General features: G+C 35.1%; 6 protein-coding genes. 1 reads left to right on the top strand and 5 read right to left on the bottom strand.

Translation table 11 applies throughout. The annotated features are described in order from the left end of the window. Positions 1-180: hypothetical protein (locus tag H6F47_RS27635; protein WP_206755166.1), on the top strand; the 180-nt coding region annotated here is incomplete at its 5' end. A gap of 74 nt (positions 181-254) precedes the next feature. On the opposite strand, the gene H6F47_RS26450 is transcribed toward H6F47_RS27635, so the two are convergent. The 5 genes from H6F47_RS26450 to H6F47_RS28290 form a co-directional block, all read right to left on the bottom strand. Then, entirely contained in the window at positions 255-701 is a 447-nt protein-coding gene (locus tag H6F47_RS26450) for a response regulator (protein WP_137668058.1), read from the bottom strand. Continuing rightward, on the bottom strand, positions 655-3021 hold the full coding sequence (locus tag H6F47_RS26455; protein ID WP_190651721.1) for an ATP-binding protein: 2367 nt from the start codon (positions 3019-3021) through the stop codon (positions 655-657). The genes H6F47_RS26450 and H6F47_RS26455 overlap by 47 nt, the downstream gene beginning before the upstream one ends. Before the next feature lie 545 nt (positions 3022-3566). Continuing rightward, positions 3567-5072, bottom strand: coding sequence for a phospholipid carrier-dependent glycosyltransferase (locus H6F47_RS26460; protein WP_190651719.1), 1506 nt, complete (start codon positions 5070-5072; stop codon positions 3567-3569). Positions 5073-5290: 218 nt separating this feature from the next. Further along, positions 5291-5440: a hypothetical protein gene (locus H6F47_RS28285; protein ID WP_242027505.1), complete on the bottom strand. Its 150-nt coding sequence runs from the start codon at positions 5438-5440 to the stop codon at positions 5291-5293. Positions 5441-5452: 12 nt separating this feature from the next. Beyond that, on the bottom strand, positions 5453-5857 hold the full coding sequence (locus tag H6F47_RS28290; protein ID WP_347239115.1) for a transposase: 405 nt from the start codon (positions 5855-5857) through the stop codon (positions 5453-5455). Between the last annotated feature and the right edge of the window lie 159 nt (positions 5858-6016).

Consider the following 6016-nt stretch of genomic DNA (forward strand, 5'->3'; position numbering starts at 1 on the left):
CATTCGGGCGATAAATTATCAATTTTTATCACAGGTTATTTTCCTGTAAGGGCGAAGCATTCGGGCGATAAATTATCAATTTTTATCACAGGTTATTTTCCGAATGCTTCGCCCCTACTTCGCCCCTACTTCGCCCGTACAGGAGGTAGGAGGCAGAAGTTTTTGAATTACAAATTATGAATTATCAATTTATTTTTACCCAGTCACCAGTCACCAGTCACCAATCACCAATCACCAATCACCAATCACCAATATTATTCTGTGGGTAAAGTGGCGGTAGCAAACCAAAATTCCTCAATACCTTTGACAATTTGAAATAATTGGGCGAGGTTGCGAGATTTGGTGATGTAACAGTTTACGTGCAGGTCGTAGCTGTGGTAAATGTCATCTTCGTTTTTGGAAGTTGTTAACACTACCACAGGAATGCGTTTTAATTTGGGGTCAGATTTAATTTCTGCTAATACTTCTCGTCCATCTTTTCTGGGTAAATTTAAATCAAGAAGAATCAGATCGGGGCGTATGGCATCGGCATATTCACCTTCTTGACGCAGATAGGCCATTGCGTCTATTCCATCCCTAACTGTTACTACTTCATGGGGTAGTGAACTGGTTTTTAATGCTTCTTGGATGAGGCGAATGTCGGCTTTGTTATCCTCAACTAAAAAGATTATTTTGTGTATTTCTTCCGTTTCTACGCTCACGATCACGTCCTCCTGCTGGAATGGTAAAGTAGAAGGTTGCACCTTGTCCGAGTTGTGACTCTACCCAAATTCGTCCCCGATGACATTCAATGATTTTTTTACAAATTGCTAAACCCATACCAGTACCGGGGTATTCATCCCTGGTGTGGAGACGTTGAAAGATGACAAAAATGCGATCGCTAAATTGCGGATCTATGCCTATTCCATTATCGCGTACTGAGAATAACCATTCATCTTCTAATCTTTCTGCACCTATATGAATTTCCGGTGGTTCGTGACTGCGGAATTTAATCGCGTTACCTATCAAGTTTAAAAACAATTGCATTATTTGTATACTATCAGCCATGACAGTGGGTAACGGATCATGGGTAATGGTTGCGCCGGTTTCGGAAATGCGTTTGCGGAGGTTACTTAATGCTTTTTCTAAGGCTGTTTCTACTTCTGTAACTTGAAATGTGATCGCTTGAGTATCAACTTTAGAATATGCTAATACATCATCAATCAAGGTTTGCATTAAGCTGACTCCCTCGACTGCAAAATTAATAAATTCTTTTGCATCTTCATCCAGAGCAGCTTCATAGCGCATTTCTAATAATTGCACATAATTGGCTACTTGATTCAATGGTTCTTGTAAATCATGGGAAGCAACATAGGCAAATTTTTTCAATTCCGCATTAGACCTTTCTAAATCATGCGCCAATTGTGCTAATTCATCAGCTTGGCGTAGTACAATATTTACTATTGCTTTCCGCAATTCTAAAGCTGCTTTGATTTCTACATATTGCCAAGGTAAGGATGTTAATCTAACTGTTTCTTTCCACAGTTCAAATGATTTCCGAGGACATAAATGTAAATTCCCCTGAGTTTGATTAACTTCATAAGCTTGATTAGGATCTCCACCCCAATTAACAGTTTGAATCACCTCCGGTCTAAACCATAATACATAATTCCTTTGAGAAATAGGAATAGCTAATAAACCACTAGCGACATTTTTAAAACTAATCGCATCTGGGTAAATATTAGCCAAAGAATCCGTATAAAAAACTTCATCTTCTATATTATTCTTTAACCATTCTACTAAAAAATTCAGTTCTTCTTCTCTGGGAGTTTCACCAATCAGGGTGTAATTTCCCCCAAAACAAACTGCTGCTCCTGTGGCACTGGTTAAGTCTAAAAGATTCGGCTGGTTTTTCACCAAGCCATCAATAAAGTTATCTTCTTGGGACATATATTCAACTAAAAGTGATTGAATATAGGTCAAATTCATGCGATAATCATAATCTTCTGTTTCTTCTCTAGCGGAAATTTCAGAAAATATCACTCTCCCTAAAAATTCGCAAGCTTTCCGCAATTCATAGGAAACATATTTGGGTGTTTTATGATGACAAGCAATCAATCCCCAAAGTTTTTGATCTTTAATCAAAGAGATTGTCAAAGAAGCACCAACCCCCATATTATGTAAATATTCTATATGACAAGGTGCGGGACTTCTGAGAATAGAGTTAGTTAAATCAACTGGACGATTTGTAACAGGATTATCAACAGGAAAAATTATCACCGGTTCTATATTAGTATCGGGAATTAACCTGATAGAATTATCAATAAATAATTTTCTCGCTGGTTTGGGAATGTCTGATTCTGGATAATGTAAACCCAGGTAAGATTCTAACTCGTCTATTTTTTCTTCCGCAATAACTGAACCATGTCCATCATCATCGAATTTATATAGCATGACTCTATCAAATCCGGTGACTTTTCGCACTTCTTGAACAATGATTTGACAAAATTCTCTGAGGTTTTTTGTGTTTTCTAAGCGATTTATGGATGCTCTAGCTAAATGATAAAAGCTTAAAAAGGGAATATTTTCTTGAGAAATTGCTGGTTCTAATTCTAGAATTAAAAAACCTTCAGAATTACGGTGAAATACAGCATCAAACACTGTGTATTCATCACCTTTTTTCTTAATCCAAAGTTTGGTAGGATTGATAAAATTTAGATTCTGATCTAATAACCCAGATTTAATTCTCTCAAACTGGAACGGATCGATTAAATCTTCTAATTTTTTCTGCACCATATTTTCGGGAGAAATGCCGAAAACATTTAAGGTATTATTACTAACCTGTAATACATTTAATTCTGGTTCTTCTAATATTAACAGAATACCATAGGGCTGAATTTGGCTAGAAAGATGAATTGGTGCTTCTTTCAAGCTCTTGATCTTAATATCTGAAACATTTTGTACTTGTAAGCTTTGTACTTGTAAGCTTTGTACTTGTAAGCTTTGTACTTGTAAGCTTTGTACTTGTAAGCTGATATCCATCACGATTCCCCTCTATTATCTAGGTGCATCAAGAGTAGAGTTAGCGATAGATGTTTTCACTTGTCAGGTTTATTAACCTACCCAGATGTAACTCTCTTAGCACTTTTCAATTTTCTGTTCAATTAACTTGCAGATGATTATGTAGCTAAGAAACTGAATGAGATGTTAAATTCTAATTTGCTGTTTTCAGACTTTGTGATTACTGCGTTAATTTTTTTTCTGCCTCTTATCATTTCTTGACTTTTTTGTCATTGGGTTTTTGTCATTGGGTAGATTTACCCTAATCTTTAACTGATTAAAGTTTAACAGGTAGTTATCCTAACTACAGATAATAAATGTGAAATTAAAGTGATTAAGTAACCACTTTTTATATAGATATATTAAGAAAATATCATAAGAAAATATCAAAGGTTTGATTCTGATTCCATTGAAAATCTTTCCAGATCCGCGACTTCTAAACATTGATCATATTTGATTGAAAGTATCAAAATAAGAAGTTGGGGATCGTGTGCTATGGAAAATCTTTTTAGATCCCCGTTTAATTTTTATATCCAACTTCTAAACCACATCCGTAGGTGATAATCTTCCACAGAAAGAGGTAAACCTAAATAAATAGGTAGCCAAAAAACAAAAGCAACTATAATAGTGAAGCTGATTGTTAGACCAAGTATACGCATTCCTCTATAATAACTGCGAAGACATTGATCAACAAACCAAGCAAGTGCAATAAATGTAAATATCACTGCACTCATATAATGGTAGATAAACACACAGCGATTTACCTTTACCCAAGGTAATAAATTAGCAGCATAATTGATAACAATATATAAAGCAATCCAAGTATCAACGCCTAGATTTTGAGGAATAAATAATCGTTTTTGCTGTATTCCCGGTAGTAAGATTTTTACAAATAACATTCCTACTAAAAATATAATTGTCGCTAAACCAAACCACCATAAAAAAGGATTACCCATTGCATGAACATCATAAACCACTTTCCCCGCACCAGGAGGTAAGGGTGGTCCAAATACAGGAATGGGATCTTGAAAACTTTGAGTGATTTGATAATAATAAGCCATTGGGCGAGTCATTAATGGCCATTTGTACCATGCAGCACAGTAGGGATGTACACTAGAATCATTACCACCTAACTGAAGATGAAACTGTAAAATTTGTTTATGAACTTCTATAAATCCATAACTTGTGTCTAGCTGGAGATGAGGAATCCAAATTAAACTGTACATTAATATAGGGATAATTCCGAGAAAAAATCCCATTTGTAAAATATTGATTTGCGTAATTTTTTGCAGTGGTATTTGTGGGGTATTTTCTTGGGTTTTTATTCGTTCTTGACTGGGAGAAAGGAAAGGACGTAAATAAGTAAATAAAGGAGAGCGTGGTGATGATGAAAAAGATTGCAACCAACGAATTATCCAAGCTGCTATCCAAATTCCATAAGCACCAGCAAGAAACCATAAACCGTTCCATTTTGTCCCAATGGAAGCACCAAAACTAATTCCAGCTATGAATAAAGCAAACCAACGTTGTTTATTTTGTTTTTCCAAAGCTAATAATAAAAACCAGTGTCCGATTAATCCAAAAATCACTATATAGATATTACTTAAAGCATAGCGAGATTCTACCAAAAATAAACCATCCAAAGCTGTAAATAAACCTGCTAATAAAGCGAAACCACGACGATAACTTAATTGATAAGTGAGGAAAATAACTATTAAGGGAATTAATGAACCTGTAAAAGCATTTGCCCACCGATAACTCCAAGGAGATAATAAAGAACCTGTTGCACCGTTGACAGGATTTTGCCAAAAGGGAATATGATTACCAATCCAAATTCCTAAACCAATGATATATTGACTCAGGGGAGGATGGGCATTAAAAAAGGGAGTGTTGGTAAGATAATTATTACCAAATTGGGCAAAATAAACCTCATCAAATACGAGGGTATTAAATCTTCCTAATCCCCAAAATCGTAAGATCAATGATAGGATAAATATTGCTGTTGTACAGATTCTAAACCATTTTTTAGTCATTGGCTATTAGATGTGTAAATGTCTGGTATGGTTAGTTTACCATGACCTTAAACTATGGTAATTCAAGTAGGGCTATGATTCAATTATATTTAAATTATATATATTTAAATTGTATTTTGATGTATAAACAAAGATTAAGATCCCCGACTTCTTTAAAAGATTTCGCTATTAAACAAATAATTAATCATAGAAGTCAGGGATCTGTGCCGAGTGCCAAACTAATCATCAAGTAGCAGTCTTTTAAATCCAATACCATTAGGTAAATTATAATCTAGTAAAAATTGTTGGTAAGCTGATTCTTCCTCAATGTGCATTTTGATGTAGTCTATTTTGGGTATTTTTCCTAGTCCCAATTCTGCATATTCCAAATAACTAGAAAATTACCATTCTCCTGGTTGATCTACTATTCCTGCTTTGACTGGATTGAGGTGAATATAGCGGCAAAGATGGAAAAGATATTCAGTTTGTGAAACATTAATACTTTGAAACCGTCCCTGAAATAATATCCCGGAACGATTAAACCTTTTATTAATTGCCTTTGTGTAAGCAAGTGAGAGAGATTTCATAGTATCAGATAGAATATCATCTCTCAGATATACCAACAAATGATAATGATTAGGCATTAAACAGTAAGCAATAATATCTACTGCATTGTTTGTAAGATGTTCTTTGAGCAATCGGAGAAAATAAATATAATTTTTGCGCTCCAAGAAAATATTTTGACGATTGTTACCACGATTATAAATATGATTCTTAAAGGAATTTAAAAATACGAAATTACCGATTGTGACACCAGGGGTGCGGAATGTGGGTTACAAGGGTTTGTTGGGTTTCCACACGGTAAACCCAACCTTGTATCTTAGAGGTATGTTAGAGGAAGTGGTAGACCGTCCCAACCTTGGTCAGAAAAGACCGCTTCGTAGCAAGGATCACCACAACAATCT

It is taken from the genome of Sphaerospermopsis sp. FACHB-1094, from assembly GCF_014696195.1.
Classification (GTDB): Bacteria; Cyanobacteriota; Cyanobacteriia; order Cyanobacteriales; family Nostocaceae; genus Sphaerospermopsis; species Sphaerospermopsis kisseleviana.